Source organism: Klebsiella sp. WP8-S18-ESBL-06, assembly GCF_014169755.1.
Taxonomy (GTDB): domain Bacteria; phylum Pseudomonadota; class Gammaproteobacteria; order Enterobacterales; family Enterobacteriaceae; genus Kluyvera; species Kluyvera ascorbata_B.
The window spans coordinates 3833523-3859433 of the sequence record NZ_AP022256.1 but is presented as its reverse complement, the minus strand read 5'-3'; the positions used below and the strand labels follow the sequence as shown (position 1 = coordinate 3859433).

Annotated in this window: 24 protein-coding genes and 1 pseudogene; 18 read left to right on the top strand and 7 right to left on the bottom strand. The window is 56.1% G+C overall.

Going from position 1 to position 25911, the window contains the following annotated elements:
• Window positions 1-61: 61 nt before the first annotated feature.
• Window positions 62-754, top strand: coding sequence for an IclR family transcriptional regulator (locus tag H7R76_RS18455; RefSeq protein ID WP_182966040.1), 693 nt, complete (start codon window positions 62-64; stop codon window positions 752-754).
• Here the strand turns inward: H7R76_RS18455 and H7R76_RS18450 are convergent.
• The 3 genes from H7R76_RS18450 to H7R76_RS18440 all read right to left on the bottom strand — a co-directional run bounded on the left by H7R76_RS18450 (window position 726) and on the right by H7R76_RS18440 (window position 4265).
• Window positions 726-2057, bottom strand: coding sequence for an MFS transporter (locus tag H7R76_RS18450; RefSeq protein WP_182966038.1), 1332 nt, complete (start codon window positions 2055-2057; stop codon window positions 726-728). The genes H7R76_RS18455 and H7R76_RS18450 overlap by 29 nt on opposite strands.
• 307 nt (window positions 2058-2364) lie before the next feature.
• On the bottom strand, window positions 2365-3255 hold the full coding sequence (locus tag H7R76_RS18445) for a dihydrodipicolinate synthase family protein (protein WP_182966035.1): 891 nt from the start codon (window positions 3253-3255) through the stop codon (window positions 2365-2367).
• 122 nt (window positions 3256-3377) lie between these two features.
• Window positions 3378-4265, bottom strand: a complete 888-nt coding sequence (locus tag H7R76_RS18440) for a MurR/RpiR family transcriptional regulator (protein WP_106928205.1) — start codon at window positions 4263-4265, stop codon at window positions 3378-3380.
• 321 nt (window positions 4266-4586) lie between these two features.
• On the opposite strand from H7R76_RS18440, the gene H7R76_RS18435 reads away from it, so the two are divergent.
• Genes H7R76_RS18435 through nanQ form a run of 4 tightly spaced genes read left to right on the top strand, consistent with a single transcriptional unit; the run spans window position 4587 to window position 8153 of the window.
• On the top strand, window positions 4587-6077 hold the full coding sequence (locus tag H7R76_RS18435) for an MFS transporter (RefSeq protein WP_182934657.1): 1491 nt from the start codon (window positions 4587-4589) through the stop codon (window positions 6075-6077).
• 50 nt (window positions 6078-6127) lie between these two features.
• Window positions 6128-6817, top strand: a complete 690-nt coding sequence (locus H7R76_RS18430) for an N-acetylmannosamine-6-phosphate 2-epimerase (protein ID WP_106928155.1) — start codon at window positions 6128-6130, stop codon at window positions 6815-6817.
• A complete protein-coding gene (nanK, locus tag H7R76_RS18425) occupies window positions 6814-7686 on the top strand; it encodes an N-acetylmannosamine kinase (protein ID WP_182934658.1) in 873 nt (290 codons plus the stop codon). The genes H7R76_RS18430 and nanK overlap by 4 nt, the downstream gene beginning before the upstream one ends.
• The gene (gene nanQ, locus H7R76_RS18420; RefSeq protein WP_106928151.1) at window positions 7686-8153 is read left to right on the top strand and encodes an N-acetylneuraminate anomerase; all 468 of its coding nucleotides are present in this window, start codon (window positions 7686-7688) and stop codon (window positions 8151-8153) included. The genes nanK and nanQ overlap by 1 nt, the downstream gene beginning before the upstream one ends.
• A gap of 13 nt (window positions 8154-8166) precedes the next feature.
• On the opposite strand, the gene H7R76_RS18415 is transcribed toward nanQ, so the two are convergent.
• Together H7R76_RS18415 and hpaR are read right to left on the bottom strand one after the other, a co-directional pair.
• The gene (locus tag H7R76_RS18415) at window positions 8167-9435 is read right to left on the bottom strand and encodes an MFS transporter (RefSeq protein ID WP_106928149.1); all 1269 of its coding nucleotides are present in this window, start codon (window positions 9433-9435) and stop codon (window positions 8167-8169) included.
• 309 nt (window positions 9436-9744) lie between these two features.
• Window positions 9745-10158, bottom strand: coding sequence for a homoprotocatechuate degradation operon regulator HpaR (gene hpaR, locus H7R76_RS18410; protein WP_106928147.1), 414 nt, complete (start codon window positions 10156-10158; stop codon window positions 9745-9747).
• 264 nt (window positions 10159-10422) lie between these two features.
• On the opposite strand from hpaR, the gene hpaG reads away from it, so the two are divergent.
• The 10 genes from hpaG (at window position 10423) to H7R76_RS18360 (ending at window position 20807) form a co-directional block, all read left to right on the top strand.
• The gene (gene hpaG / locus H7R76_RS18405; protein WP_182966033.1) at window positions 10423-11700 is read left to right on the top strand and encodes a 4-hydroxyphenylacetate degradation bifunctional isomerase/decarboxylase; all 1278 of its coding nucleotides are present in this window, start codon (window positions 10423-10425) and stop codon (window positions 11698-11700) included.
• The gene (gene hpaE, locus H7R76_RS18400) at window positions 11697-13163 is read left to right on the top strand and encodes a 5-carboxymethyl-2-hydroxymuconate semialdehyde dehydrogenase (protein ID WP_182966030.1); all 1467 of its coding nucleotides are present in this window, start codon (window positions 11697-11699) and stop codon (window positions 13161-13163) included. The genes hpaG and hpaE overlap by 4 nt, the downstream gene beginning before the upstream one ends.
• A 1-nt stretch (window position 13164) precedes the next feature.
• Complete coding sequence (gene hpaD, locus H7R76_RS18395) at window positions 13165-14016, top strand: 3,4-dihydroxyphenylacetate 2,3-dioxygenase (RefSeq protein WP_182934661.1); 852 nt, start codon at window positions 13165-13167, stop codon at window positions 14014-14016.
• Window positions 14017-14025: 9 nt separating this feature from the next.
• Window positions 14026-14406 (top strand): 5-carboxymethyl-2-hydroxymuconate Delta-isomerase, encoded by a 381-nt coding sequence (locus H7R76_RS18390; protein ID WP_182966028.1) that lies wholly within the window; start codon window positions 14026-14028, stop codon window positions 14404-14406.
• 66 nt (window positions 14407-14472) lie between these two features.
• A complete protein-coding gene (gene hpaH / locus H7R76_RS18385; RefSeq protein ID WP_106928137.1) occupies window positions 14473-15276 on the top strand; it encodes a 2-oxo-hept-4-ene-1,7-dioate hydratase in 804 nt (267 codons plus the stop codon).
• A 14-nt stretch (window positions 15277-15290) separates the two neighbouring features.
• Window positions 15291-16082: a 4-hydroxy-2-oxoheptanedioate aldolase gene (gene hpaI, locus H7R76_RS18380; RefSeq protein WP_106928203.1), complete on the top strand. Its 792-nt coding sequence runs from the start codon at window positions 15291-15293 to the stop codon at window positions 16080-16082.
• A 111-nt stretch (window positions 16083-16193) separates the two neighbouring features.
• Window positions 16194-17570, top strand: coding sequence for a 4-hydroxyphenylacetate permease (gene hpaX, locus H7R76_RS18375; protein ID WP_182934662.1), 1377 nt, complete (start codon window positions 16194-16196; stop codon window positions 17568-17570).
• 9 nt (window positions 17571-17579) lie between these two features.
• A complete protein-coding gene (gene hpaA, locus H7R76_RS18370; RefSeq protein WP_106928133.1) occupies window positions 17580-18470 on the top strand; it encodes a 4-hydroxyphenylacetate catabolism regulatory protein HpaA in 891 nt (296 codons plus the stop codon).
• A 239-nt stretch (window positions 18471-18709) separates the two neighbouring features.
• Window positions 18710-20272 (top strand): 4-hydroxyphenylacetate 3-monooxygenase, oxygenase component, encoded by a 1563-nt coding sequence (gene hpaB / locus H7R76_RS18365; RefSeq protein ID WP_182934663.1) that lies wholly within the window; start codon window positions 18710-18712, stop codon window positions 20270-20272.
• A 19-nt stretch (window positions 20273-20291) separates the two neighbouring features.
• On the top strand, window positions 20292-20807 hold the full coding sequence (locus H7R76_RS18360; RefSeq protein ID WP_182966026.1) for a 4-hydroxyphenylacetate 3-monooxygenase reductase subunit: 516 nt from the start codon (window positions 20292-20294) through the stop codon (window positions 20805-20807).
• A 183-nt stretch (window positions 20808-20990) separates the two neighbouring features.
• On the opposite strand, the gene H7R76_RS18355 is transcribed toward H7R76_RS18360, so the two are convergent.
• Entirely contained in the window at window positions 20991-21299 is a 309-nt protein-coding gene (locus tag H7R76_RS18355; RefSeq protein ID WP_146145723.1) for an ECs_2282 family putative zinc-binding protein, read from the bottom strand.
• Between the two features lie 71 nt (window positions 21300-21370).
• On the opposite strand from H7R76_RS18355, the gene H7R76_RS18350 reads away from it, so the two are divergent.
• Window positions 21371-22675, top strand: a complete 1305-nt coding sequence (locus tag H7R76_RS18350) for a sensor domain-containing diguanylate cyclase (RefSeq protein WP_227673912.1) — start codon at window positions 21371-21373, stop codon at window positions 22673-22675.
• A gap of 124 nt (window positions 22676-22799) precedes the next feature.
• Window positions 22800-23921 carry a ribosomal protein uL16 3-hydroxylase gene (locus H7R76_RS18345; RefSeq protein WP_106928125.1) on the top strand — a complete coding sequence of 374 codons (1122 nt, stop codon included), beginning with the start codon at window positions 22800-22802 and terminating at the stop codon, window positions 23919-23921.
• Window positions 23922-23970: 49 nt separating this feature from the next.
• Here H7R76_RS18345 and H7R76_RS24940 read toward each other — a convergent pair.
• Window positions 23971-24198, bottom strand: a pseudogene (locus H7R76_RS24940) (hypothetical protein); the annotation flags it as partial.
• 84 nt (window positions 24199-24282) lie between these two features.
• Between H7R76_RS24940 and H7R76_RS18340 the strand changes: the two are divergent.
• Complete coding sequence (locus H7R76_RS18340; RefSeq protein ID WP_182966024.1) at window positions 24283-25833, top strand: bifunctional metallophosphatase/5'-nucleotidase; 1551 nt, start codon at window positions 24283-24285, stop codon at window positions 25831-25833.
• Window positions 25834-25911 lie beyond the last annotated feature (78 nt).

Below are 25911 nucleotides of genomic sequence, written 5' to 3'. Positions count from 1 at the left end.
AATTGTAATTCCTGCCTTTCTGGCGATAAAATAATAGTCTTTAAAAAAACGGGATCCCGCTATGTCGTCTCAACCTAATCAAAGCCTTATCGACGGCATTCGCTGCCTGCAATATCTGGTTTCCAGCGATCGGGCTATCGGTTGTCGCGAACTGGCGCGGCTGATGGGGATCAACCCCACCCGCGTGAACCGTCTGCTGATGACCATGGCGGCCATTGGCCTGACCACCCAGGACGCGCAGCGCCGCTACCTGCCGGGCCCCGGCATTCACGCGCTGGCCGCCCAGGCGATCCGTGGTTCAACGTTGTTCTCAAAGGCCCTCCCGCTGCTGGAAACCTACGCCCCGAAAGATATCGTGGTGGCGATGGGCGTCCTGTGGGAGGACCAGGTTATCTATATTTTCCACTCACGCCCGGGGAGCCATATCAGCCAGGCGCTGGCGGGTTTTCACATGATGCCGGCCTGTCAGTCGGTCATCGGGATTGCGCTGCTCGCCGCCGAAGAGGACGAGGTACTGGCTCAGCGCCTCAGCGCCGAAGAGATGACGCGCATCGCGCCGTTTCTTCAACAGCAGCGCCAGCTGGGCCATGTGGTCTGGCCACACGAGGACGGCGAACTCTCCCTCGCGCAGCCGATTCAGTTCGGCTCACATAAGGCGGCGCTGGCCTTTGCCGGCATGTATCACGCCACCCCGGAGCAGACCGCCGCGCGGCTGGCCGAGCTCATTACGCTTTGCGACCGGTTGACGGCATAGTTTTGTCGCCGTCGAGGTCAATCTTGCCGACCACGAACAGATAAGAGCCGATCCCCAGACAGGCCAGTACGGCGATGAAGCCGAGCGCTGGCGCGAAGTTGTGGCCGTCGATCAGCGCGCCGATGGCGATTGGCACGACGATGGAAGAGAGCGCGCCGGTAAAGTTGAACACCCCGCCCGCCAGACCAATCAGATGACGCGGTGCCAGTGCGGTCACAAATACCCAGGTAATCGTTGCCAGGCCGTTGCCGAAGAAGGCGATGGACATAAACAGGATGATAAGCGTCGGGTCATCGGTGTAGTTGGCGCCAAGGATAAACAGCGTCAGCGCCATGCCGAGGATCACCGGCGCTTTACGCGCAAAGCTGGTGGAGACGCCGCGACGAATCAGGCGGTCCGATACAAACCCGGCCAGCAATACGCCGACGAAAGCGGCAAGGTAAGGGACAGAGGCGACGTAGCCGGACTTAATAAAATCCATATGGCGGTACTGCACCAGATAGGTCGGGAACCAGGTCAGGAAGAACCAGAAGGTGGCTGAAATCGTGAACTGACCGAAGTAGATGCCAATCAGCTTGCGGCTTTTGAACATCAGCCCCAGATCCTGCCAGCTGAACGGGCGTTTAGCGGCATTCTCGCGGCTCTCCATCACCGCGCCGCCTTTACGCAGATGATCCAGCTCGGCTTTCGATACGGTTTTGTGATCCAGCGGATCGCGATATACGCAGTACCACAGCACGCCCCAAATCATCCCCACCACGCCGGTAATCAAGAACAGCCCGCGCCAGCCGAACAGATCCTGAACGTGGAAAAGTACCGGCGTCATCAGCGCCATGCCGACAAACTGCGCGGACGAGTAGATACCGATTGCCGTTGCGCGCTCCTGCTCCGGGAACCAGCTTGAGATCACGCGGTTGTTTGACGGCATCACCGGTGCTTCAAAGGCCCCCACGCCTAAACGCAGGCCAACCAGCGAGCCAAAGCTGTTGGCGATGGCATGCAGCGCGGTAATCAACGACCAGATAAACAGCCCCACGCCGTACACCAGACGCGAACCGAGTCGGTCAATCAGAAAGCCGCCGGGGATCTGTAAAGCGGCATAGATCCAGCCAAATGCAGAGAAAATCAGCCCCATTTGCAGCGGGGTAAACTGCAGCTCGCCGGACATTTGGGTTGCCGCAACGGACAGGTTTGTTCTATCCATGTAATTGATAATTATATTAATAAACACCAGGCCTAGTACAAAGAAGCGTACTCGTCTGGTCGAGCGGGCGGCAGATCCTGTTATCGGTTGTTCTGACATAGAGGTGTTCTCATGGTTTGAGGGTGTTAAAGGTACGAGACGTCATATCATTGCTGTTAGTGTTTCTTTTATAGAAACAGTTGGCGTGATGCAAAGTGGGATGTGGAGAAGTGTGATCTGCCTTGGATTTGTACAGGAATAAAACCGGTTTCAGGATTTGGGGGAGGGATGTGGGGTGGAGTGTATCCCCCTCACCCCGCAGGGGAGAGGGGACTGAATGTGCGGGTGGAGACTGTGGTACTCAAATGTCCCCTCTCCCTTTCAGGAAGAGGGCCGGGGCGAGGGTGTGCGTGCCGCCCTCTCACATTCAGATAAACTCAGCCGCGCGGAATTTCGCCAGTGCGTCCTGTTTCTGCTCCGCCGTCATAGGGCGCAGCGGACGACGCGGGTCGCCAACATCAATGCCGTGCAGCTGCATAGCCAGCTTGCCGGCCGCCACGCCGCCGTACTGCACCAGGACACGAATAATGGCGATCACTTTGTCCATGCAGGCCGCGACGTCCTGGTGGTTGCCCTGATTAAAGCTGTCGATCAGGCGGTGATACAGCGGCGCGGCGTAGTTGTAGGTGCTGCCAACCGCGCCGATCGCGCCGCAGGCCAGCCCGGCCGGTAAAAACTCATCCACGCCGAAGGGAATATCAAACTGGCCGTTGTTGACGCGCAGGCAGCGCTGAAATTCATACATGTCGCTGGAGTTAAACTTCATACCGGACAGGTTCGGGATTTTATCTGCCGCCGCGATCAGGAACTGCTCCATATCCAGGTTCAGACCCGACATCCCCGAGTGATAGTAGTAGAAGCCTTTTGACGGCGCAGCGGCGGCGTTGAGCCGGCAGTACTCGACTAAATCGTCGACGCTGGACGGTTTGAAGAAACATGGGCCAATGACTGAAGTCGCGAAAATATCTAACGTCTCGGCGTGGCGGCTCAGCTCAAGGGAGTCGGTGATGCTCAGCGCCCCGGTATGCAACGTAATGCTTAGCTTACCGTGGCTGGCTGCCACCCAACGTTCGGCAATTTGTTTACGCTCCGCAACGGAACAATGAATGCCCTCACCGGTGGTGCCAAGCACGTACACGCCCTTTACGCCCTGGCCAATAAGATGCTCGGCAATCTGGTCGATGACCGGATAGTTCACTTCACCGTGGGCGTCGAAAGGGGTATGCGGTGCGGCGATAAGACCTGTTAGCTTTTCCATGTAAACCTCAATTGGTGTTTTTCTTCTTAACTAAAAGTTAAATGAAGCATAACTCCAATTTGCGATGAAATGATACCCACGACGAAAAGCGAGAGTATCAGAGTGTGATCGATAGCACTAAATCAAGCCTGACGGGGAACCGTTAACGCATCCATGGTGCGCAGTTTGTTGGCTTTAGCCTGTTCCGGATCTTTCTGCACCAGCAGGGTGTAGATCAGATCCAGCACAAACAGCTGTGCGGTCTTTGTCCCTATCGAGTCGCCCTGCAATCGCCCCTGTCGATTACCATTAATCAGAGTAAAATCAGCCACTTTACTTAACGGTGAGCCGAGATTGTGGGTGAGAGCAACGGTGGTGGCGCCCGCTTCTTTCGCCAGATGCAGCGCGTGGGTGGTTTCCGGTGAATGGCCGGAATGGCTGATGCCGACCGCCACATCGCCTGGCTTAAGCAGGGAGGCCTGCATATACATAAAGTGATTATTGGTCAGGGCGTCTACCCGCAGACCAATGCGCATCAGCTTGTGCTTCATTTCTTCAGCGGTGATGCCCGAGGCACCCACGCCGAAGATATAGGCGCTGTTACAGGCGTACAGTGCGTCGACGACCTGTTCAACCTGGTGCATGTCCAGCAGGTTGAGCGTCTCAGAGAGCACGTTGGCGATGACGCCCTGTAGCTTCAGGCCAATCGTATGGGCATCGTCATTTTCCACCACTTCAGCGTCCAGCAGCGTGCTGCTGTCGTCGCTATCGACCATCGCCAGCTCAATGGCGAGCTCCATTTTGAAATTCTGAAAACCCTTGTAGCCCAGCTGGCGACAAAAGCGAATGACCGAGGCTTCTCCGGCGTTAATTTCCTGCGAAAGATCGGCGATAGAAAGCTGCGTCACTCGGTGTGGGGAGGTCATGATGTAGTGGGCAATGCGCTGCCCGACGCGGGTCAGACTGCTCTGCATGGCTCCCAGAGTATCAAGTATTTTTCCGGCCTTAACCGGTGAATTCGGACTCTCCATTGCTTCCTGCTCTTCGCGCTGACGGTGGATGTTCATGATGGGGCAGCGTCTGCGGTCAGGCAAGAAAATCGGCGTAAAAACCGCGTAATTGCCGCCATTTTGCGCGTGCGGCTGGCCGTGTGGGCTAATGCTGTGACTCAGATCCCTTTTTTAAACTTCCTGACGCTTACCTCTATGACGTTGTTCACAGATTTCATGCAGGCTTCTTGTGGTGCTTTGCTTCTTGTAAATAAATTAAATGGAGTTTTACTTCATTTGGGGGCGAGACGCCCTCTCCTTAGGCACATAGGTAGTGGAATTTGCTCATCACAGGAGAGCAACATGAGTGGAATTACAAAGGCCATTCCATGGTACAAACACCTTAATAAATCCCAGTGGCGGGCTTTTTCAGCCGCATGGCTTGGCTATTTGCTTGATGGTTTTGACTTTGTCTTAATTGCCCTGGTGTTAACCGAGGTTCAAAGTGAGTTTCAGCTCACTACCGTCCAGGCGGCGAGTATTATTTCCGCCGCCTTTATTTCTCGCTGGTTCGGCGGCCTGCTGTTAGGGGCGATGGGCGATCGCTATGGCCGACGCCTGGCGATGGTGACCAGCATCATTCTCTTCTCGGTGGGGACGCTGGCCTGCGGGTTGGCGCCGGGCTACACCTCCATGTTTATCGCCCGTATGGTGATCGGCATGGGGATGGCGGGCGAGTACGGCTCCAGTGCGACCTACGTGATTGAAAGCTGGCCAAAACAGCTGCGCAATAAGGCCAGCGGTTTCCTGATCTCCGGCTTCTCAGTAGGGGCGGTTGTCGCCGCGCAGGTCTACAGCCTGATTGTCCCCGTGTGGGGCTGGCGTGCGCTGTTTTTCATCGGCATTCTGCCCATCATTTTCGCCCTGTGGTTGCGTAAAAATATTCCTGAAACGCAGGACTGGAAGGAGCGCAAGGCCAATAAGACTCCGGTGCGTACCATGGTCGATATTCTGTATCGCGGCAGGCTGCGGGCGCTGAATGTGCTGATGACCTGCCTGGCCGCTGCGGCGCTGTGGTTCTGCTTTGCCGGAAACCTGCATAACCCGGCCATTATCCTGCTGCTGGCGCTGCTGTGTGCGGCGATCTTTATCAGCTTTATGGTGCAAAGCAGCGGCAAGCGTTGGCCAACGGGCGTCATGCTGATGGTGGTCGTGCTGTTCGCCTTCCTCTATTCGTGGCCTATTCAGGCGCTGCTGCCAACCTATCTGAAAAGCGAACTTGGCTACAACCCGGCGACCGTTGCGCAGGTGCTGTTCTTCAGCGGCTTCGGCGCGGCGGTGGGCTGCATCGTCGGCGGTTTCCTCGGCGACTGGCTGGGGACACGTAAAGCCTATGTGTGCAGCCTGCTGGCGTCTCAGTTACTGATTATTCCCGTATTTGCCATCGGCGGCTCCAGCATCTGGGGGCTGGGGATCCTGCTGTTCTTCCAGCAGATGCTGGGGCAGGGGATTGCCGGGATTCTGCCGAAGCTTATCGGCGGGTATTTCGATACAGACCAGCGAGCGGCAGGTCTGGGCTTTACCTACAACGTGGGGGCGCTGGGCGGCGCGGCGGCACCGGTCATCGGTGCACTGGTTGCGCAGCATCTGAGCCTGGGCAGTGCGCTGGGTTCGCTCTCCTTCGGCCTGACGTTTGTCGTGATTCTGCTCATCGGCCTGGATATGCCCTCCCGCGTACAGCGCTGGATCCGTCCGGAAGCGCTGCGCACCCATGATGCTATCGACGGCAAGCCGTTCAGCGGCGCGTTGACGCGGCATGCAGAGAAATCGGTTCCGGCGTGCGGTAAGCATTAATTAAAGGCGCCCGGACGCGCCGGGCGCACAATGAAGTTAAGGATGTACTTATGTCGTTGTTAGAAAATCTGGATGCAAACATTCAACAGCACGGTGGACTGATCGTCTCCTGCCAGCCGGTGCCCGGTAGCCCGTTAGATAAACCGGAAATCGTTGCCGCCATGGCGCTGGCGGCGGTGCAGGCGGGAGCCGTGGCGGTGCGCATTGAAGGGATCAATAACCTACAGGCCACGCGGCCGCTCATCGACGTCCCCATTATTGGCATTATCAAGCGCGATCTTGCCGATTCCGCGGTGCGTATCACGCCCTACCTTGAGGATGTCGATGCGCTAGCGCAGGCCGGTGCCGACATTATCGCTTTCGATGGCACCGAGCGCCCGCGCCCGGTGGCGGTAGCGGAGCTGATTGCCCGCATTCATCACCATCAGCGTCTGGCCATGGCGGACTGTTCGTCGATCCAGGACGCCGCGGCCTGCCATGAACTGGGCGCGGATATTCTGGGAACGACGCTATCGGGCTATACCACCGACGAGGTGCCGCAGGCGCCGGATCTGGCGCTGGTGGCGGCACTGAGCCACAAAGGCTTCCGGGTGATAGCCGAAGGGCGATACAACTCGCCAGCGCAGGCCGCTCAGGCGATGCAGCACGGTGCCTGGGCTGTCACCGTAGGGTCGGCCATTACCCGCCTTGAGCATATCTGCCAGTGGTATCGCGAGGCGATAACCGGAGAGCGCGTATGACGACGCTGGCGATTGATATCGGCGGCACCAAACTTGCTGCAGGGCTGATTAATGCTCAACGGCAGGTGCTTGCACGCCGAGAACTGCCGACGCCCGCTAGCCAGACGCCTACCGCGCTGCGCGAGGCGCTGCATGCGCTGATTATGCCGCTTATCGGTCGTGCGCAGCGCGTGGCGGTGGCTTCTACGGGCATTATTCGCAGCGGACTGTTAACGGCGCTTAACCCGGATAATCTGGGGGGGCTGGCGCAGTTTCCGCTGGTGGATACCCTCACCGCGCTAACCGGGCTACCGTGTCTGGCGGTGAACGATGCGCAGGCGGCGGCGTGGGCCGAGTATCGCGCGCTGCCGGTTACCGTTCGCGATATGGCGTTTATCACGGTGTCAACCGGCGTCGGCGGCGGCATTATCGGCAACGGTAAGCTGATAACCGGCCATCAGGGGCTCGCCGGGCATATTGGGCATACGCTGGCGGACCCGCACGGGCCGCTGTGTGGTTGTGGCCGACGCGGTTGCGTTGAGGCGATAGCTTCCGGTCGTGGCATTGCCGCTCAGGCCGAGGATGACCTGCTTGGCCTGGATGCGCGGGCGATTTATGCGCAGCATCTGAGCGGGCACCCGCAGGCAACGCGCCTGATTACGGGCTCGGCACGAACCCTGGCCCGTCTGATTGCTGACCTGAAAGCCAGCTATGACTGCCAATGTGTGGTGCTGGGTGGCAGCGTCGGCCTGGCGGAGGGTTACTTATCCCTGGTGACCGGCTTTCTGGCGCAGGAACCGTCCCCCTTTCACACGGCCGTGGTGGCCGCACATCACCGGCATGACGCGGGCCTGCTTGGCGCCGCGCTGTTGGCAGAAGAGGAAGCATAATGATTATTGGTGATAGCCGTTACCCGGATTGCGCCGGGCTACCCTCCGCTCTACACACGGCTCTGACGCTGGCTTTACAGGCGCAGCCACAGCAGCGTGAGCCGGGCCGTTACCCTTTGCAGGGAGACGATATTTATATGAACGTTATGCAGTTTATGACCCAGCCAGCGGCGGAGAAACGGGCCGAGCTGCACGCGGAATTTATCGATATACAAATCCTGCTGGTGGGGGAGGAGCGCATTGATTTTGGCGTGGCCGACAGCGCAAGGGAATGTGATGTGTGGCATACGGACGAGGATTATCAGCTGTGCGACGCCATTGATAACCCGCAGTCGGTAACGTTACGTGCCGGTATGTTCGCCGTGTTTCTCCCCGGCGAGCCGCATAAGCCGGGGATACTCACTGACCACCGCCGCGAGCTGAAAAAAGCGGTCGTGAAGGTCAAAAAAAGTTTGCTGATGCCGTAACCGCGGGCCCGGCTTAGCAGGCCGGGCTTACTTCTTGCTGCGGCTGCGGCGATTTCAGCAGCGCCCACAGAATGACGGCGCCAATGACGTCAAAGGCCGCCAGCACCGCAAACAGCGGGCTAAAGCCCAGAGTATCGGCCAGCGCGCCGACGACCAGCGCGAACAGCGTGCTCGCGGTCCAGGCGGCCATCCCGGTGAAGCCGTTGGCCGTCGCCACTTCGTTGGCGTCGAACAGATCGGCTGAAAGGGTGATCAGCGCGCCGGAAAGCGACTGGTGGGCAAAACCGCCGACGCACAGTAGCGCAATCGCAACGAACGGGCTACTGAACAGTCCGACCATTCCCGGCAGAATCATCAGCGCCGCCCCCATAGTCACCACCAGCTTACGCGACACCACAATATTGACCCCGAAGGCGCGCTGGAAAATCCCCGGTAAGTAGCCACCAATGACGCAGCCCATGTCGGCGAACAGCATGGGGATCCACGCGAACATGGCGATATCCTTCAGATCAAAACCGTAGGTGTGCACCATAAACAACGGGATCCATGCGTTGAAGGTCCCCCATGCCGGCTCGGCAAGAAAGCGGGGAAGCGCAATACCCCAGAATTTGCGCTGGCGTAGCAGCTGGCCGATATGCACTTTATCTACCGTTTTTTTCTCCGGCTGACCGGCGGTGATGTAGTTGTACTCTTCTTTGCTCAGGCTTTTACATTGGCCCGGGCGGTTATACACCAGATACCACCCCAGCGCCCAAATCACGCTGGCAATACCGACGATGATAAAGGCCAGACGCCAGCTGTGAATATAAATAGCCCATGCGACCATCGGCGGCGCAATGATCGCCCCCATTGAGGAGCCGACGTTGAAATAGCCGACGGCGACGGAACGTTCGCCGTCCGGAAACCATTCGGTGACGGATTTCAGCCCGGCGGGGATCATCGCGCTTTCGGCAAAACCGCCCAGACCACGACACAGGGCCAGACCCTGCCAGCTGCTGGTGAAAGCCGCGCCGATGCAGAAAATACCCCACATCGCGCCGAACAGGGTGTAGCCCACTTTGGTGCCAAGTGTATCAAGGACATAGCCAGCAACCGGTTGAGCAATGGTGTAGCAGGCGGAAAAGGTCGCCACAATCCATGAGTACTGTTGGGTGGTGATGTGCAGATTGTCCTGCAACGTGGGCGCGGCGGCCGAAATCGTGTTGCGGGTTAAGTAGCATAAAATGGTGCCAAGGGTGACAAGAGCCACCATAAACCAGCGCGTATGACCAGTAGTGCGCATAAAACTTTCCTCTAATTCTTAGAATGGAAGTGGCCTGCGTAACAGGCGCAACGGCGGTCATACAGAGAGAAGATCAATCGTGCTGCCGGGTGGTGCTGCGGCGGCAAACTGCGGTCCTTTTATGAAATAGAGTGAATCCGTGTCACATTTTTTTCGAATACTAAACCCATGTTTCATAATTTTTTGTGATCTAATTCAAAATTATTAAGATGGTGTACCACTTAAGTGTCATGAAGGTGAGCGCACGGACATGCGCCCTCGAGGCGGGAATGTCTGCCTGAATGGCTGTAAAAACAGGCAGAGAATAGGTTATTTATCGAGCGCGATAAAATCGTGCAGCAGCGCCGTCAACTGTTTCATTTTCTCGGGGGTAAACGTCTGCTCAATTTGCAGGTAGGCCTCTTCCACCTTTGCCTGCGCGCGTTCATACAGCGCATACCCTTCTTTGGTTAACGAGACGTATAGCTTGCGCTGATCGTTAACCGGCTTCAAGCGCAGAACCAGACCATCACGCTCCATGCGGGTCAAAATACCGGTCAGGCTCGGGCGTAAAATGCAGGTCGCAGCGGCCAGATCGTGAAAATCCATCGAGGGGTTATCGACCAGCACGCGGACAATTCGCCACTGCTGCTCCGTCAGGCCGTGCTGCTTCACAATCGGGCGGAAGTAACCCATTGCGACCTCACGCGCCTGCATCAGGGCGATGGTTAAAGAATCGTGCATTATGCCTCCTCGCACACCTCATCATTAATATATGAACAATAAAGCAATGTTGCTTTTATCAGCAGCGCATTTTCTCTGAAAGCCGAGATTAGATCAATGGTGTTTTTGTAATACACTGTTATATAAGGTTTATATTTTTATTTTGTAAAATTATTGTTAATGTCATCACAAAAAAATCACTTGTGTTTGCTAAATGAACAGAGGAGGCATAAAACAGGTCATTAACATATTAATGAAATAAGCACTGTCGCTAAGGAGCTGTAAATGAAAGGTACCGTTTTCGCCGTGGCGCTCAACCACCGTAGCCAGCTGGATGCCTGGCGCGAAGCCTTTGAGCAGGCCCCCTATAACGCACCGCCGAAAACGGCAGTCTGGTTTATTAAGCCGCACAATACCGTCACCTGTAGCGGTGAGCCGATTCCTTTTCCGGCCGGCGAGACGGTGTTAAGCGGCGCGACGGTGGCGCTGGTGGTGGGTAAAGTCGCCAGTAAAGTGTCAGTTGACGACGCGGCGCAGTTCATCGCGGGTTATGCGCTGGCCAACGAAGTCAGTCTGCCAGAGGAGAGCTTCTATCGCCCGGCAATTAAGGCCAAATGCCGCGACGGCTTCTGCCCGCTGGGCGAGGTGGTGAATGTCGACAGCGTTGATAACCTGACCATCGTGACCGAAATTAACGGCCGGCACGCCGACCAGTGGCACACCGCCGATCTCCAGCGCAGCGCCGCCGAACTGCTGAGCGCCCTGAGCGAATTTGCCACGCTCAACCCTGGCGATGCCATTCTGTTGGGAACTACGCACCACCGCGTGGCGCTGCGTCCGGGCGACCGCGCACGCGTGCTGGCGGAGGGCTTCCCACCGCTGGAAAACCCGGTGGTTGAAGATGCGGTGGCCAGGCCGGTAACGCGCCCCCACGAGCACGGCACGCTGTTCGCGCTGGGGCTGAACTACGCCGACCACGCCAGCGAGCTGGACTTTAAGCCGCCGGAAGAGCCGCTGGTATTTATCAAAGCGCCTAACACCGTGACCGGTGATAACCAAACCTCAGTACGTCCAAACAACGTGGAATATATGCACTACGAGTCGGAGCTGGTGGTGGTGATCGGCAAAACGGCGCGCAAGGTAGCCGAGGCCGATGCGATGGACTACGTCGCCGGCTACACCGTGTGTAACGACTATGCTGTGCGCGACTATCTGGAAAACTACTATCGCCCGAACCTGCGGGTGAAAAGCCGCGACGGTCTGACGCCCATTTCGCCCAATGTGGTGCCGAAAGCGGCCATTCCTGATCCGCATAACTTAACGCTGCGCACTTACGTTAACGGTGAACTGCGTCAGCAGGGCACCACGGCGGATCTGATCTTCAGCGTGCCGTTCCTGGTCTCTTATCTCAGCGAATTTATGACCCTGCAGCCGGGCGACATGATCGCCACCGGCACGCCGAAAGGGCTGTCCGACGTGGTGCCAGGCGACGAAGTGGTGGTGGAAGTTGAGGGTGTGGGTCGACTGGTAAACCGAATTGTCAGCGAGGAATCTGCAAAATGAAAAAGATTAACCATTGGATTAACGGCAAGAATGTTGCCAGCAAGGAGACTTTCCAGACCACCAATCCGGCTACCGGTGAGGTACTGGCTGAGGTCGCTTCCGGCGGCGAGTCGGAGATCAATCAGGCGGTGGCGGCAGCAAAAGAGGCGTTTCCGAAATGGGCTAACCTGCCGATGAAAGAGCGCGCGCGTCTGATGCGTCGCCTGGGAGATCTGATCGACCAGAACGTACCGGAAATTGCGGCGATGGAAACCGCCGATACCGGTCTGCCGATTCACCAGACCAAAAACGTGCTGATCCCGCGCGCGTCGCACAACTTTGAGTTCTTTGCCGAAGTGTGCCAGCAGATGAACGGTAAAACCTACCCGGTCGACGACAAGATGCTCAACTACACGCTGGTACAACCGGTGGGCGTGTGCGCGCTGGTGTCGCCGTGGAATGTGCCGTTTATGACCGCCACCTGGAAGGTGGCACCGTGCCTGGCGCTGGGCAATACCGCGGTGCTGAAAATGTCTGAGCTGTCGCCGCTCACGGCTGACCGTCTGGGCGAGCTGGCGCTGGAGGCGGGTATTCCGCCGGGCGTGCTGAACGTGGTGCAGGGCTACGGGGCAACCGCAGGCGATGCGCTGGTGCGCCATCACGATGTGCGTGCGGTGTCGTTTACCGGCGGCACCGCCACCGGGCGCAACATCATGAAAAACGCCGGGCTGAAGAAATACTCGATGGAGCTGGGCGGTAAATCGCCGGTGCTGATTTTTGAAGATGCCGATATTGAACGGGCGCTGGACGCCGCGCTGTTCACTATCTTTTCGATCAACGGCGAACGCTGCACCGCGGGGTCACGCATCTTTATCCAGCAGAGCATCTACCCCGAATTCGTTAAACGCTTTGCCGAGCGCGCCAACCGTCTGCGCGTCGGCGACCCGACCGACCCGAATACTCAGGTCGGCGCGCTGATTAGCAAGGCACACTGGGAAAAAGTCTCCGGCTATATCCGCCTCGGCATCGAAGAGGGCGCGACCCTGCTGGCCGGTGGCCCGGAAAAACCGACCGACCTGCCTGCGCATCTTAAGCACGGCAACTTCCTGCGCCCAACGGTGCTGGCGGACGTCGATAACCGCATGCGGGTGGCGCAGGAAGAGATCTTCGGCCCGGTAGCCTGCCTGCTGCCGTTCAAAGACGAAGCGGAAGGGCTGCGTCTGGCCAACGACATAGAGTACGGCCTGGCCTCGTATATCTGGACCCAGGATGTCAGCAAAGTACTGCGTCTGGCGCGCGGCATTGAGGCGGGAATGGTGTTCGTTAACACCCAGAACGTGCGCGATCTGCGCCAGCCGTTCGGCGGCGTGAAGGCTTCTGGCACCGGGCGTGAAGGCGGTGAGTACAGCTTTGAAGTGTTCGCCGAGATGAAAAACGTCTGCATCTCGATGGGCGACCACCCGATTCCGAAATGGGGAGTGTGATATGGGCAAGTTAGCGTTAGCAGCAAAAATTACCCACGTACCGTCTATGTATCTCTCAGAAATTCCGGGGAAAAATTTTGGCTGCCGCCAGGCGGCGATTGACGGGCACAAAGAGATTGGCAAGCGCTGTCGTGAAATGGGCGTCGATACGATTATCGTGTTTGATACCCATTGGCTGGTGAACAGTGCCTACCACATTAACTGCGCGGATCATTTTAAGGGTGTTTATACCAGCAACGAGCTGCCGCACTTTATCCGTGACATGACCTACGACTATGACGGCAACCCTGAGCTGGGCCGCCTGATCGCCGACGAAGCCGTTGCGCTGGGCGTGCGTGCCAAAGCGCACAACATTCCCAGCCTGAAGCTGGAGTACGGCACGCTGGTGCCGATGCGTTACATGAACGCGGACAAGCACTTCAAGGTGGTGTCGATCTCCGCGTTTTGTACCGTGCACGATTTTGCCGACAGCCGCCGTTTGGGTGAGGCCATTTTAAAGGCCATCGACAAATACGAGGGCACCGTGGCGGTATTTGCCAGCGGTTCACTGTCGCACCGCTTTATCGACGACCAGCGCGCGGAAGAGGGGATGAACAGCTACACCCGCGAGTTCGACCATCAGATGGACGAGCGCGTGGTCAAGCTGTGGCGCGAGGGCAACTTCAAAGCGTTTTGCACCATGCTGCCGGAGTATGCCGACTACTGCTACGGCGAAGGCAACATGCACGACACCGTGATGCTGCTGGGAATGCTGGGCTGGGATCAATATGACGGTAAGGTGGAGTTTATTACCGATCTGTTTGCCAGTTCCGGTACCGGCCAGGTCAACGCCGTCTTCCCGCTGCCAGCCTGAGGAGTAACCATGCCGCACTTTATTGCTGAATGCACCGACAACATCCGCGAACAGGCCGACTTACCGGGTCTGTTTAGCAAGGTTAACGAGGCGCTGGCCGCGACCGGGATTTTCCCGCTCGGCGGCATCCGCAGCCGCGCGATGTGGCTGGATACCTGGCAGATGGCTGACGGCAAGCAGGATTACGCGTTTGTGCATATGACGCTGAAAATCGGCGCCGGCCGCAGTCTCGAGAGCCGCCAGGAAGTGGGGGAGATGCTGTTCGGGCTGATTAAAACCCACTTCGCCGCGTTGATGGACAGCCGCTATCTGGCGCTGTCGTTTGAGATAGACGAACTGCACCCAACGCTCAATTACAAACAGAACAACGTGCACGCGTTGTTTAAATAAAACATTGGCACGGTCAGTCCCCTCGCCCCTTTGGGAGAGGGAGAAAACACAGCCACAGGAATCACTATGCTCGATAAACACACTCATACCCTGATTGCCCAGCGCCTCAATCAGGCCGAAAAACAGCGTGAGCAGATCCGTGCCGTCTCGCTGGATTACCCGGACATCACCCTTGAAGATGCCTATGCCGTCCAGCGCGAATGGGTCGCGATGAAGATTGCCGAAGGCAGGACGCTAAAAGGCCACAAAATCGGCCTGACATCAAAAGCGATGCAGGCCAGCTCGCAGATTAGCGAACCGGACTACGGCGCGCTGCTTGACGACATGTTCTTCCACGACGGCAGCGATATTCCGACCGACCGTTTTATCGTGCCGCGCATTGAAGTGGAACTGGCGTTCGTGCTGGCCAAACCGCTGCGCGGACCAAACTGCACGCTGTTTGATGTGTATAACGCCACCGACTACGTGATCCCGGCGCTGGAGCTGATTGACGCGCGCTGCCACAACGTCGATCCGGAAACCCAGCGCCCGCGTAAGGTGTTCGACACCATCTCCGATAACGCGGCTAACGCCGGGGTGATCCTCGGCGGCCGCCCGATTAAGCCAGATGAACTGGACCTGCGCTGGATCTCCGCGCTGCTGTATCGCAACGGTGTGATAGAAGAAACCGGCGTGGCGGCGGGCGTACTGAACCACCCGGCCAACGGCGTGGCGTGGCTGGCAAATAAGCTGGCGCCGTACGACGTCCAGCTGGAAGCGGGGCAAATCATTCTGGGCGGATCGTTCACCCGCCCGGTGCCGGCGCGTAAGGGCGACACCTTCCACGTCGACTACGGCAACATGGGTGCGATCACCTGCCGGTTTGTATAAGGACAGAGACGATGATGAAAAACAGTTTTAAAGAGGCGCTGAAGGCTGGCCGCCCGCAGATCGGCCTGTGGCTGGGTTTGTCGAGCAGCTATAGCGCTGAACTGCTGGCGGGGGCCGGTTTTGACTGGCTGCTGATTGACGGCGAACATGCGCCGAACAATGTGCAGACGGTGCTGACGCAGCTGCAGGCGATTGCACCCTATCCCAGTCAGCCGGTGGTGCGCCCGTCGTGGAACGATGCGGTGCAGATAAAACAACTGCTGGATGTGGGTACGCAAAATCTGCTGGTGCCGATGGTGCAAAACGCTGAAGAAGCGCGCGCCGCCGTAGCCGCAACGCGTTACCCGCCGCAGGGGATTCGCGGCGTTGGCAGCGCGCTGGCGCGGGCGTCGCGTTGGAACCGTATTCCGGACTATCTCCGGCAGGCCAATGACGCCATGTGCGTGCTGGTGCAAATCGAAACCCGCGAGGCGATGAGCAATCTGGCGCAAATCCTCGACGTTGACGGCGTGGACGGCGTGTTTATCGGCCCGGCGGATCTCAGCGCCGATATGGGCTTTGCCGGAAACCCGCAGCATCCGCAAGTGCAGGAAGCTATCGAGAAAGCCATTGTGCAGATCCGCGCGGCGGGCAAAGCGCCGGGCATTCTGATGGCCAATGAAACGCTGGCGAAACGCTATCTGGAGCTGGGCGCGCTGTTTGTCGCCGTCGGCGTCGATACGACCCTGCTGGCGCGCGGCGCGGAGGCGCTAGCGGCGCGCTTTGGGGCGGAGAAAACCTCGCTGGGTTCGTCCGGCGTGTATTAACCCCTGCCGGAGGGCGCTGCGCCTATCCGGCCTACCCGTAGGCCCGGCAAGCAAAGCGCCCCGGGCAAAACCGGCTTTACCCTACGCAAATTCCCATCAGAGGAAAGGATAATGAGCGATACATCACCTGCCATCCCGCAACAAGATAATCCTGCCGAACAGCACAAGCAGCTGACGGCGGGGCAGCAGACGGTGATCAACAAGCTGTTTCGTCGTCTGGTGCTGTTTCTTTTCGTGCTGTTTATTTTCTCATTTTTAGACCGGATTAATATTGGTTTTGCCGGGCTGACGATGGGGGCGGATCTCGGCCTGAACGCGACCATGTTCGGCCTTGCCACCACGCTGTTTTACGCGACCTATGTGATTTTCGGCATTCCCAGCAACATTATGCTGAGCATTGTCGGGGCCAGGCGCTGGATTGCCACCATCATGGTGCTTTGGGGACTGGCGTCGACCGCCACCCTGTTTGCCGTCGGGCCAAAAAGCCTCTACGTGCTGCGTATGCTGGTCGGGATTACCGAAGCCGGATTTCTGCCGGGCATTCTGCTCTACCTGACCTACTGGTTCCCGGCCTTTTTCCGCGCGCGCGCCAACGCGTTGTTTATGATTGCGATGCCGGTGACAACGGCGCTGGGGTCGATTGTCTCCGGCTATATTCTGTCGATGGACGGCCTGCTGAATTTACACGGCTGGCAGTGGCTGTTCCTGCTGGAGGGATTCCCGTCCGTGCTGCTGGGCATTATGGTCTGGTACTGGCTGGACGACTCCCCGGCGAAGGCCAAATGGCTGACCGACGAGGATAAAAAATGCCTCCAGCAAATGATGGATAACGACCATCTGACGCTGGTGCAGCCGGAGGGGGCCATTAGCCACCATGCCATGCAGCAGCGTAGCCTGTGGCGCGAGGTGTTTACGCCGATTGTGTTGATGTATACCCTGGCTTATTTCTGCCTGACCAATACCCTGAGCGCGATCAGCATCTGGACGCCGCAGATCCTGAAAAGCTTTAACGAGGGCAGCAGCAATATCACCATCGGCCTGCTGGCCGCGGTGCCGCAAATTTGTACTATTCTCGGCATGATCTACTGGAGCCGTCATTCCGACAAGCATCAGGAGCGCAAGCACCACACCGCGCTGCCGTTTCTGTTCGCCGCCGCCGGCTGGCTGCTGGCCTCCGCCACCGATCATAGCCTGATCCAGCTCCTGGGGATCGTGATGGCGTCGACCGGCTCGTTTAGCGCGATGGCGATCTTCTGGACCACGCCGGATCAATCCATCAGCCTGCGCGCCCGCGCGATTGGCATTGCGGTGATCAATGCCACCGGCAATATCGGCTCGGCGTTGAGCCCGTTTATGATCGGCTGGCTGAAAGACATCACCGGCAGCTTTAACAGCGGCCTGTGGTTTGTTGCCGCGCTGTTGGTGGTGGGGGCGGTGATTATCTGGCTGATTCCGATGAAATCGTCACGTCCGCGCGCTACGCCGTAGGGGCTGAAAATGTGCGAGAACCTGATTTATAACATTGATATCAGCAGTGAATATGATGAAAGCCTGGGCACGGATGATGTGCACTATCAGTCTTTTGCGCGGATGGCGGCTTTTTTTGGCCGCGATATGCAGGCGCATCGCCACGAGCGCTATTTTCAGATGCATTTTCTGCTTACCGGGCAAATTGAGCTTCAGCTGGACGATCACCGCTACTCCGTTGAAGCGCCGCTGTTTGTGCTGACGCCGCCATCGGTGCCGCACGCTTTTATTACCGAATCGGACGCGGATGGCCACGTGCTCACGGTACATGAAAACTTGATCTGGCCGCTGCTGGAAGTGCTTTACCCCGGAACCCGCGAGGCTTTCGGCCTGCCGGGGATCTGCCTGTCGCTGGCGGATAAGCCTGAGGAACTGGCGGCGCTGGAACACTACTGGCGGCTGATTGAGCGTGAATCGCTGGCGCAGCTACCCGGGCGAGAGCACACCCTGACGCTGCTGGCGCAGGCCGTTTTTACTCTGCTGCTGCGTAATGCGCCGCTCGACGACCATGCCGCCAGTGGGATACGCGGGGAGCTTAAGCTGTTCCAGCGGTTTAATTTGATGATTGACGGCCATTTTCATCAGCACTGGACCGTGCCGGACTATGCGGCGGAACTGCATATTACCGAATCGAGGTTGACCGATATCTGCCGGCGCTTTGCTAACCGCCCGCCAAAGCGACTGATTTTTGACCGTCAGCTGCGTGAAGCGAAACGGCTGTTGCTGTTTTCCGACAATGCGGTGAATAACATTGCCTGGCAGCTAGGGTTTAAAGATCCCGCTTATTTTGCCCGCTTTTTTAATCGTTTAGTCGGCTGCTCGCCGAGTGCGTTTCGCGCGCAGAAAGTACCGGTGTCGTAGCTGCCCCTCACCCTAACCCTCTCCCCATCGGGGAGAGGGGAGCGACCGTGCGGTTTTTACCTACAGCGCCGCCGGGAACAGCACTAAACCCTACCCAGATCACAGAACCAAACCCCGCCTGAAAAGTACCTGCCGTTGACCTAAAAGTCTCTTCACCGATCCTCGCTTAGACGCTTCAATTAACACACAAAAACAAAACATAAATTTAACAAATCCGACGAAGACTGGAGTGTACCCTTATGAAACCTGAAGATTTCCGTGCAGATGCCAAACGCCCGTTAACCGGCGAAGAGTACCTGAAGAGCCTGCAGGATGGCCGTGAGATCTACATCTACGGCGAGCGTGTCAAAGACGTGACCACGCATCCGGCTTTCCGCAATGCGGCGGCATCCGTCGCCCAGCTGTACGATGCGCTGCACAAACCCGAAATGCAGGACAAACTGTGCTGGAACACCGATACCGGCAGCGGTGGTTACACCCATAAATTCTTCCGCGTGGCAAAAAGCGCCGACGATCTGCGCCAGCAGCGCGATGCGATTGCCGAGTGGTCGCGCCTGAGCTACGGCTGGATGGGCCGCACCCCGGACTATAAAGCGGCCTTTGGCAGCGCGCTGGGCGCTAACCCGGCGTTTTACGGCCAGTTTGAGCAGAATGCGCGCAACTGGTACACCCGCATTCAGGAAACAGGCCTGTACTTTAATCACGCTATCGTTAACCCGCCGATCGACCGCCATAAGCCGGCTGACGAAGTGAAAGATGTTTACATCAAGCTGGAAAAAGAGACCGACGCCGGGATTATCGTCAGCGGCGCGAAAGTGGTGGCGACCAACTCCGCGCTGACCCACTACAACATGATTGGCTTTGGCTCCGCACAGGTGATGGGCGAAAACCCGGACTTCGCGCTGATGTTCGTGGCGCCAATGGATGCCGAAGGGGTGAAGCTGATTTCGCGCGCCTCCTACGAGCTGGTTGCCGGGGCGACCGGTTCGCCTTACGACTACCCGCTCTCCAGCCGTTTTGATGAAAACGACGCGATCCTGGTGATGGATAAAGTGCTGATCCCGTGGGAAAACGTGCTGATTTACCGTGACTTCGATCGCTGTCGTCGCTGGACGATGGAAGGCGGTTTCGCCCGTATGTACCCGCTGCAAGCGTGCGTGCGTCTGGCGGTGAAGCTCGACTTTATCACCGGCCTGCTGAAAAAATCGCTGGAGTGCACCGGTACCTCTGAATTCCGCGGCGTACAGGCGGATCTCGGCGAGGTGGTCGCGTGGCGCAATATGTTCTGGGCGCTGAGTGACTCTATGTGCTCAGAAGCCACGCCGTGGGTCAACGGCGCGTATCTGCCGGATCACGCGGCGCTGCAAACCTACCGCGTCATGGCGCCGATGGCCTATGCCAAAATCAAAAACATTATCGAGCGTAACGTCACCAGCGGCCTGATCTATCTGCCGTCGAGTGCGCGGGATCTGAATAATCCGCAGATCGACCAGTACCTTGCGAAATACGTGCGCGGATCTAACGGTATGGATCACGTTGAACGTATCAAGATCCTCAAATTGATGTGGGACGCCATCGGCAGCGAGTTCGGTGGCCGTCACGAGCTGTATGAAATTAACTACTCCGGTAGCCAGGATGAGATTCGCCTGCAGTGTCTGCGTCAGGCGCAGACCTCCGGCAACATGGACAAAATGATGGCGATGGTCGATCGCTGCCTGTCTGAATACGATCAGAACGGTTGGACCGTGCCACACCTGCACAATAACGCTGATATTAATCTGCTGGATAAGCTGCTGAAGTAATTCGCAGCGGGAGGTCACAATGCAATTAGATGAACAACGCCTGCGTTTTCGCGATGCCATGGCCAGCCTGTCGGCCGCCGTTAACGTCGTGACTACCGAGGGGGAGGCCGGTCGCTGTGGTATCACCGCCACTGCCGTCTGTTCGGTCACGGACACGCCGCCGTCGGTGATGGTGTGCATTAATTCTAACAGCGCCATGAACCCGGTATTCCAGGGCAACGGCAGGCTGTGCGTTAACGTGCTCAATCACGAGCAGGAGATCATGGCGCGCCATTTTGCCGGTATGACCGGCATGGCGATGGACGAACGCTTTGGTCTGGCCGGCTGGCAGCGTGGCCCGCTGGCACAGCCGGTGCTGAAGGGCGCGCTGGCGAGCCTGGAAGGAGAAATTCGCCAGGTGCAGACCATCGGTAGCCATCTGGTTTATCTGGTGGAAATTCAACATATTGCATTGGCCGAAGAAGAAGGGCACGGGCTTATTTATTTCAAACGCCGTTTTCATCCGGTGATGATGGAGGCGGATGCACTGGCATAAGCATTTGTGACTCTTATATATCCCGGCGGGTGGCAGATAATGCCACCCGTTTTTTTTACATTATGTGAAGGAGAACACTGTTTATTGTCAAAAATAGGGTATGTCGGTCTGACCAGAAAAACAAAAATATTTCTTGAGTATGATGGCTAATATTAATGGACCAGAGTAAAAGCGCTTTGGTTTTTACTTATCTTTATGAATAGATACATTTTTTAACTGCATTAATGCTTCACCGATCATTTCCTCTGCTTTCTGGCGGGCAAATTTGATAAGCGCATCTTTACTAAATGGGGCATCGCAGTGATGGCAACGCATTGGATGTTGATCTTCTGCGTTTTTAATTTTATCAATGTTAGTCATTTCCGTGATACCGGCGCATTTTGGGCACAAATATTGAATTGAAATCACAGGCTCGGCTCCTTTATTCTTGTTATAAAATAATGCAGGCGCACGAATCGTTAAAGTCTTAGGGGCGATTAAATAACAAGTCATTATGTTTTGGTTGACGCGATGATTAATTATTGAGCAATTTATCAACCGAATGCACCAAGGGAGAAGTGTGAATGACAATGGCGAAGCCGTCCGTGCAGCAGAATCAGAGGGATGACGGCAAACTGGCCGATCTCCTCAATCATAACACCGACTGGGTGTGGGAAGTGGATGCGCAGGGGCGCTATGTGTGGGTCTCCGAGGTGGTGACCCACCTGCTTGGCTATCGGCCTGAAGAGGTGCTGGGACGTACGCCGCTCGATTTCATTGCGCCCGTTGAGCGGGAGAGACTAACGGCAACGTTAAGCGATATTTTTGCGTCACAAAAGCCCTTCTCAGGCCTGATTAACCGCAATCAGCGGGCGGATGGCAGTATCGTGATTATTGAAACCAGCGGGATGCCGCTGTTTGATGACCAGGGCAAGCTCACCGGCTATCGCGGTATCGATCGCGACATCTCCCGGCTGGGCGAACGCGTGCTGCAGCTCGAATCACTGTATCAGAATACGCCGTTGGCGCTGTGCGTGGTTGACCGTAACGGCATGCTGACGAAAGCCAATCGCGCGATGGGGGCGCTGCTCTGTGCGCCGGAAGAGGCGCTGATCGGCACGAATCTCAGCGCATTTATGCCGGAAGGGTATCAGCTGTTGCAGCAGGATCTTATGCAGCTTGACGCCGGTGAGGCGATTTCCAGTAAAGAGGTGTTGTTCCGGGGCCGCTATTTCTACATTAAACCCATGGCGGTGAACGATGCGGATGGCAACGTGGTGGGCGTCTCTCTGGCGTGGATGGATATTACTGACCGCAAGCTGGCGGAGCAGCAGCTGGCGCGTGCCAACCAGACGCTGTTGCAATACGCCGAGCGCGATCATCTGACCGGCCTGTTCAACCGTCGCTATATGGACGCCCGGCTTAGCGATGAAATCACCCGCGCGCAGCGAGAAGGCACCACGCTGTCGCTGTGTATGGCGGATATCGACTTTTTCAAACGCTATAACGACACCTACGGCCATCAGGCCGGAGACCGGGTACTGCAAGCCGTCGCCGAAGCGCTGAAGGGCGGTCTGCGGCCCGATGACTGCGTCAGCCGCTACGGCGGTGAAGAGTTTCTGATTATGTTGCCGAATACCACGCGAGAAAGCGCACAGGCGGTGGCCGAGCGGCTGCGTGAGCGGGTTATGGCGCTGGCCATCGATCACAAAACCAGCCCGATTGGCGGGGTGCTGACCATTAGCTTCGGCGTCATGACCTGGGACTCTCCGCAGTTTGTCTGCAGCATTCAGCAAATTGCGGATATTGCCGCCGAGCTAATCAGCAGCAGCGATACGGCGTTGTACCGGGCCAAACAGCAGGGGAGGAACCGGGTGGCGGTGGCATAAGCCGCGAGAGCCATGCGCGCAAAGACATCGGCGATGTGTGCATCCACAGTTGATTCATCACAAGGCGGATGCCGGGTAGCCCTCTTTATAATCAGGGCTACCCCTCTACTGATGGTATGAAAATATGGCTTATCAACTCAACCTTAACTGGCCGGAGTTTCTGGAAAAATACTGGCAGAAGCAGCCGGTAGTGTTAAAAAATGCGTTCCCGAATTTTGTCGACCCGATTACGCCTGACGAACTGGCCGGTTTGGCCATGGAAATGGAAGTCGACAGCCGACTGGTGAGTCATATTGACGGCAAATGGCAGGCGAGTAACGGCCCGTTTGAAGATTTTGACCACCTGGGGGAGAAAAACTGGTCGCTGCTGGCGCAGGCGGTCAACCACTGGCACGAGCCTTCTGCCGAGCTGGTACGCCCGTTCCGCGCGCTGCCGGACTGGCGGCTGGACGACCTGATGATCTCCTTCTCGGTACCGGGTGGCGGCGTTGGGCCGCACATCGACCCGTACGATGTGTTTATCATTCAGGGGATGGGGCGCCGTCGCTGGCGCGTGGGTGATGCGCTGCCGTTAAAACAGCACTGCCCGCATCCGGCCCTGCTGCACGTTGAGCCGTTTACCCCCATTATCGACGTAGAAATGGCGCCGGGCGACATTCTTTATATTCCACCAGGATTCCCGCACGACGGCTATACCTACGAAGACACGCTGAACTACTCCGTCGGCTTCCGCGGGCCGAACGGTCGCGAGCTGATCAGCAGCTTTGCCGACTACGTGCTGGAGAACGATCTGGGCGAGAAATACTACACCGATCCGGATCTCACCTGCCGTGAACACGTGGGTAAAGTGGAAGACCATGAGCTTGAACGTCTGCGCACGATGATGATCGATATGATCCGCCAGCCGAACGATTTTAAACAGTGGTTTGGCAGTTTTGTGACGACGCCGCGCCATGAGCTGGATATTGCCCCTGCGGAGCCTGCGTATACGCCAGAAGAGGTGGCGACGGCGCTGGAAGCGGGAGAAACGCTGCGTCGCCTCAACGGTCTGCGGGTGCTGAATGTCGGCGATAGCGTTTTTATTAATAGCGAGAAGCTGGAAACCTGCGCGCCGCAGGCCGCAGATGCGCTGTGTCGCTATACCGAACTGGATAAATCCCACTTCGGTGAAGCGCTGGCGAACCCGGCGTTTATTGCTGAGCTGACGGATTTGATTAACCAGGGCTACTGGTTCTTCGACGAGTAAGCCCAGGCTTTCGGGGGGAGGGGAGGACCCTCACCCCGAAAGAGAGATATAACCATTCACTAAATTGCTGTTCATCAAACAGAGCTAAATAGCGCCCGCACGCTCGGCAGTGTAATGCAGGATACCCCAGTCTATAGTTTGGCCAGTTGGCATCTGCCGATGTAGATATCGGTAGTCCTGAATTACGGCAGCTGAATGTCTTACCAGTATTAATAAATAAAGTTGACGCAGCCCACCAACGATTTTGGTAGGTTGCTGACTTTACCTTATTGCTCATGGCTGGATGTGTGAACAGCCGCACATAAAAAAACCTTTCTGAATGTAAATTAACAAACCTTTATATAACTGAACGGAACTCGCTATGAAAATAAAGGCACTGACTGCCGGTATTCTACTCGCATTACCTTTTTGTGTTTGTGCGAAGAATGTGACTATTTATTATACCAATGACCTCCATGCTCATGTTTCTCCAGGCAAAATTCCTGCCGTTGACAAGGCGCGTGCAGTAGGTGGTTTTGCTAATATTGCGACCCTCGTTAATGATGCCAGGAAAGAAAGTAAAGATGTATTTTTCTTTGATGCGGGAGACTATTTTACTGGGCCCTATATCAGTACCCTGACCAAAGGTGAAGCAATTATTGATATAATGAATACAATGCCTTTTGATGCGGTATCAGTGGGCAACCACGAATTTGATCATGGCGTTGATAACATGGTTAAGCAGTTATCAAAAGCGAACTTTCCCATTTTACTGGGGAATGTATTCTATACGAATAGTGACAAGCCGGTCTGGAATAAACCCTGGACGATTGTCGAAAAAGATGGCATAAAAATTGGCGTAATAGGGGTGCATCAAAAATTTGCATTTTATGATACGGTCGCGGCTAAGGCCTATGCTGGCTCGGAAGCTCGTGATGAAGGGCCTTATATCCAAAAAGGGCTTGATGAATTAAAAGGTAAGGTTGATATCATTGTACTGCTTATCCACGAAGGGACACCAGCGCGCCAATCCAGTTATGGAAGTAAAGACGTAGCCAGAATGCTGCAAGCCGATATCGATACCGCAAAGAAATTTGAAGGTATCGATGTGCTAATCACAGGACACGCTCATGTGGGCACTCCCGAACCCATTAAAGTCAATAACACGCTGGTTGTGTCAACGGATGCGTATGGTACCGATGTTGGTAAGTTAGTGTTGGATTTTAACCCTCAGACGAAAAAAATTGATGGCTACAGCGGTAAATTAATCACCGTGTTTGCTGATGAATATAAACCCGATCCAAAAGTGCAAGCTAAGATTGATGAGTGGAATACTAAGTTAAAAAACATCACTGACCAGATTATTGGGTCGGCAACCGCGCCATTCACTCGTGCTTATGGGGAATCATCGCCCGTTGGTAACTTAGTTCTCGATGCTATGATGGCTAAAACACCGGATGCTGTCGCAGGATTCCAAAACAGTGGCGGCATGCGCGCTGATTTTCCACAAGGAAATTTAAAGTACGGTGATATTATTACAACCTTCCCGTTTAATAACGAACTGGTTGAAATGGATCTGACTGGAAAAGATCTCATCAATTTAATGATTCATGCAACCAACCTCACCAATGGTGTTTTGCAAGTGTCAAAAAACGTGCATGTTGAATATGATAGCAAAAAACCTCTTGGCGATCGGTTGATTAAATTTACTATTAATAATCAACCTATAGAATCAACGAAAACTTATCGAGTTGTCACACACTCATTTTGTGCGACTGGCGGCGATGGTTTTGAGTCATTTTTAAATGGAAAAAATGTAAAAACAATTAGCGGCACGACCTCTGCAGAGTCAATCATTGATTATGTCAAAACGTATAGCCCCGTAAAACCCGATCTTGAAAAGAGGGTGACGGATGTGAGTTCATTAAAGTAATACTGGCTTGGTGATAAAAATATAATATGAAGGAAAAATAGAAGCTTATTTTTCATCTTTCTTTTATTTAAATGTCCT

Coding starts and splice junctions, on each gene's coding strand:
- H7R76_RS18435 (WP_182934657.1), top strand. CDS start 4,587: ATGAGTGGAATTACAAAGGCCATTCCATGGTACAAACACCTTAATAAA.
- hpaA (WP_106928133.1), top strand. CDS start 17,580: ATGTGCGAGAACCTGATTTATAACATTGATATCAGCAGTGAATATGAT.
- hpaR (WP_106928147.1), bottom strand. CDS start 10,158: ATGCACGATTCTTTAACCATCGCCCTGATGCAGGCGCGTGAGGTCGCA.
- H7R76_RS18455 (WP_182966040.1), top strand. CDS start 62: ATGTCGTCTCAACCTAATCAAAGCCTTATCGACGGCATTCGCTGCCTG.
- H7R76_RS18415 (WP_106928149.1), bottom strand. CDS start 9,435: ATGCGCACTACTGGTCATACGCGCTGGTTTATGGTGGCTCTTGTCACC.
- hpaH (WP_106928137.1), top strand. CDS start 14,473: ATGCTCGATAAACACACTCATACCCTGATTGCCCAGCGCCTCAATCAG.
- nanQ (WP_106928151.1), top strand. CDS start 7,686: ATGATTATTGGTGATAGCCGTTACCCGGATTGCGCCGGGCTACCCTCC.
- H7R76_RS18450 (WP_182966038.1), bottom strand. CDS start 2,057: ATGTCAGAACAACCGATAACAGGATCTGCCGCCCGCTCGACCAGACGA.
- hpaX (WP_182934662.1), top strand. CDS start 16,194: ATGAGCGATACATCACCTGCCATCCCGCAACAAGATAATCCTGCCGAA.
- hpaI (WP_106928203.1), top strand. CDS start 15,291: ATGAAAAACAGTTTTAAAGAGGCGCTGAAGGCTGGCCGCCCGCAGATC.
- H7R76_RS18440 (WP_106928205.1), bottom strand. CDS start 4,265: ATGGAGAGTCCGAATTCACCGGTTAAGGCCGGAAAAATACTTGATACT.
- H7R76_RS18340 (WP_182966024.1), top strand. CDS start 24,283: ATGAAAATAAAGGCACTGACTGCCGGTATTCTACTCGCATTACCTTTT.
- H7R76_RS18390 (WP_182966028.1), top strand. CDS start 14,026: ATGCCGCACTTTATTGCTGAATGCACCGACAACATCCGCGAACAGGCC.
- hpaG (WP_182966033.1), top strand. CDS start 10,423: ATGAAAGGTACCGTTTTCGCCGTGGCGCTCAACCACCGTAGCCAGCTG.
- H7R76_RS18360 (WP_182966026.1), top strand. CDS start 20,292: ATGCAATTAGATGAACAACGCCTGCGTTTTCGCGATGCCATGGCCAGC.
- hpaD (WP_182934661.1), top strand. CDS start 13,165: ATGGGCAAGTTAGCGTTAGCAGCAAAAATTACCCACGTACCGTCTATG.
- H7R76_RS18355 (WP_146145723.1), bottom strand. CDS start 21,299: ATGACTTGTTATTTAATCGCCCCTAAGACTTTAACGATTCGTGCGCCT.
- nanK (WP_182934658.1), top strand. CDS start 6,814: ATGACGACGCTGGCGATTGATATCGGCGGCACCAAACTTGCTGCAGGG.
- H7R76_RS18350 (WP_227673912.1), top strand. CDS start 21,371: ATGACAATGGCGAAGCCGTCCGTGCAGCAGAATCAGAGGGATGACGGC.
- hpaE (WP_182966030.1), top strand. CDS start 11,697: ATGAAAAAGATTAACCATTGGATTAACGGCAAGAATGTTGCCAGCAAG.
- hpaB (WP_182934663.1), top strand. CDS start 18,710: ATGAAACCTGAAGATTTCCGTGCAGATGCCAAACGCCCGTTAACCGGC.
- H7R76_RS18345 (WP_106928125.1), top strand. CDS start 22,800: ATGGCTTATCAACTCAACCTTAACTGGCCGGAGTTTCTGGAAAAATAC.
- H7R76_RS18430 (WP_106928155.1), top strand. CDS start 6,128: ATGTCGTTGTTAGAAAATCTGGATGCAAACATTCAACAGCACGGTGGA.
- H7R76_RS18445 (WP_182966035.1), bottom strand. CDS start 3,255: ATGGAAAAGCTAACAGGTCTTATCGCCGCACCGCATACCCCTTTCGAC.